Origin of the sequence: Enterobacter sp. E1, from assembly GCF_016809815.1 — a bacterium.
Classification (GTDB): Bacteria; Pseudomonadota; Gammaproteobacteria; order Enterobacterales; family Enterobacteriaceae; genus Enterobacter; species Enterobacter adelaidei.
The window spans coordinates 1-1,956 of the sequence record NZ_JAFBJM010000019.1 but is presented as its reverse complement, the minus strand read 5'-3'; the positions used below and the strand labels follow the sequence as shown (position 1 = coordinate 1,956).

Genomic DNA, 1,956 nt, shown 5'->3' with positions numbered 1-1,956 from the left:
TGTCAACGACGGGTAAAAAGTGATCCACTAACCGTCACCACCAACGGTTTAATATTGATCCACCTTATTTACTCAGGATTAGCTTCCGCTATAACCCCGGCCTTTCGTTTTTGCTTCAGTCGATAGCTCTCTCCTTTTATCTGGACTACGTGTGAGTGATGTAAGATACGGTCCAGCATCGCCGATGTCAGGGCTGCATCCCCGGCGAACGTCTGATCCCACTGCCCGAACGGCAGGTTGGAGGTCAGGATCATCGCGCTCTTCTCGTAACGTTTGGCGATGACCTGGAAGAACAGTTTGGCTTCCTCCTGACTGAACGGCAGATAACCTATTTCATCGATGATTAGTAGTTTCGGGGCCATGACACCGCGATTGAGTGTCGTTTTGTAACGGCCCTGGCGCTGTGAAGTGGATAGCTGTAGCAGCAGATCCGCTGCTGTTGTGAAGCGAACCTTGATACCCGCCCGGACTGCTTCGTATCCCATCGCTATCGCCAGATGCGTTTTTCCCACGCCCGATGGCCCCAGCAGTACGATGTTTTCGTTACGCTCGATGAAGCTCAGGGAGCGCAGCGACTGGATTTGCTTCTGAGGAGCGCCGGTGGCGAAGGTGAAGTCGTACTCCTCGAACGTCTTCACCGCCGGGAAGGCTGCCATCCGCGTGTACATCGCCTGTTTACGCTGATGCCGGGCCAGTTTCTCCTCATGTAACAGATGCTCCAGGAAGTCCATGTAGCTCCATTCCTGCTCCACCGCCTGTTGTGACAGCGCCGGTGCTGCGCCGATAAGACTGTCCAGTTGCAGCTGTTCTGCCAGCACCATCAGCCGTTGATGTTGCAGTTCGACCATCATGCGGCTCCTCTGCAGAAGGTGTCATAGATGGAGAGTGGATGATGTAACGGCTGCCTGTCGAAGGTCACCAGGCTTTCATCGACCTGCACGTCATACTGTTTTTTCTCCGGTGGCAGAGCCAGCATGGATTGCTGTTCCTCCACCCAGCGATCACAGGGGCGGGTCTGGATAGTTTCATGCTTCCGTTGGTTTGCCACATCGTACAGCCAGCGCAGGCCGTAACGGTTTGCGGTCTCAACATCTACGGCGATCCCCATCGGGCGCAGGCGCGTCATTAACGGGATGTAGAAGCTGTTACGGGTGTACTGCACCATCCGCTCCACCTTTCCCTTAGTCTGTGCCCTGAAGGGACGGCACAGTCGGGGAGAGAAGCCCATCTCTTTGCCGAACTGCCACAGGGAAGGATGGAACCGGTGCTGCCCGGTCTGGTAAGCATCACGCTGCAGTACCACCGTTTTCATATTGTCGTACAGGACTTCCCGCGGTACACCGCCGAAGAAGCGGAACGCATTGCGGTGACAGACTTCCAGCGTGTCGTAGCGCATGTTGTCGGTGAACTCGAGATAAAGCATTCTGCTGTACCCCAGAACAGCAACGAACACGTGCAAAGGGGACTTGCCGTTTCGCATGGTCCCCCAGTCAACCTGCATCTGCCGTCCGGGCTCGGTTTCGAAGCGAACGACTGGCTCTGCCTGTACGGGAAGGGTCTGCGAACGGATGAACTCTCTCAGGATGGTCAGCCCTCCACGATAGCCCAGCTCCATGATTTCCCGGGCAATAACGGTCGCCGGGATTTTGTAGGGATGTGCATCGCTGATCCGCTTAGAGATGTAATCACGGTATTCATCGAGCAGTGATGATGATGCCGGGCGTGATGAATATTGCGGCTTTTCAGATTTGGCTTTCAGGTGGCTGCGGACAGTATTGCGCGAAATACCCAGTTCCCTGGCGATGGCCCGGATGCTCATTCCCCGCTTGTGCAGGACTTTAATTTCCATACGAATCTCAAAAGTGATCATAAGCTCCCCTGTATTCAGAGGAGCAGATTAACCCCTGGATCAATTTTCAACCGTTGGGGTGGATCAGTTTTGCACCGTTGGTAACA

General features: G+C 54.7%; 2 protein-coding genes. Both read right to left on the bottom strand.

Annotated features, from left to right (window positions below; genetic code table 11):
- Nucleotides 1-68: 68 nt before the first annotated feature.
- Entirely contained in the window at nucleotides 69-851 is a 783-nt protein-coding gene (gene istB, locus JGF26_RS22300; protein WP_032736786.1) for an IS21-like element ISSen3 family helper ATPase IstB, read from the bottom strand.
- Entirely contained in the window at nucleotides 848-1,870 is a 1,023-nt protein-coding gene (istA, locus tag JGF26_RS22295) for an IS21 family transposase (protein WP_134708785.1), read from the bottom strand. The genes istB and istA overlap by 4 nt, the downstream gene beginning before the upstream one ends.
- Nucleotides 1,871-1,956 lie beyond the last annotated feature (86 nt).

Excerpts from the sequence above, each read along its gene's own strand:
- istB (WP_032736786.1), bottom strand. The coding sequence starts at position 851 with ATGATGGTCGAACTGCAACATCAACGGCTGATGGTGCTGGCAGAACAG.
- istA (WP_134708785.1), bottom strand. The coding sequence starts at position 1,870 with ATGATCACTTTTGAGATTCGTATGGAAATTAAAGTCCTGCACAAGCGG.